The organism is Methanohalophilus sp. WG1-DM (assembly GCF_004104135.1).
Classification (GTDB): Archaea; Halobacteriota; Methanosarcinia; order Methanosarcinales; family Methanosarcinaceae; genus Methanohalophilus; species Methanohalophilus euhalobius.
Genome location: NZ_RRBA01000055.1, coordinates 1 through 352 on the forward strand (window position 1 = coordinate 1; position 352 = coordinate 352).

At 38.1% G+C, this 352-nt stretch carries 1 pseudogene; it reads left to right on the forward strand.

What is annotated here, in order from left to right:
- Window positions 1–7: 7 nt before the first annotated feature.
- Window positions 8–352 (forward strand): annotated as a pseudogene (locus tag CI957_RS10440) (epoxyqueuosine reductase); the annotation flags it as partial.

A 352-nucleotide genomic window follows, 5' to 3' on the forward strand; every position in this document is an offset into this window, starting at 1 on the left:
AGAAGATTTGAGAAACATGGCCTCTGAGTTAGGTGTAGATTTTATCAGTATAACCAATAAATCCTGCTTTGAAGATTCAGATTATACTGGAAACAAACCTCAGGATGTAATGGAAAATTTACAATCAGTAATAATCCTGGGGGTTTCTGTACCACGAGGAGCTTTTGAAACCTTACCAAAGGGCAGAGGCGAATATACAAATACACTTATGGCAGCTACAACTACATTGAGAGTCATTGCATTCAAGTTAGCCAAACTTATTGAAAAAGAAGGTTATATGGCAACGATTGCTCCAAGTGAAGGAAGTGAGTACGGTTACTGGTATGCCAATCGTGAAACACTTAAAGCAGAT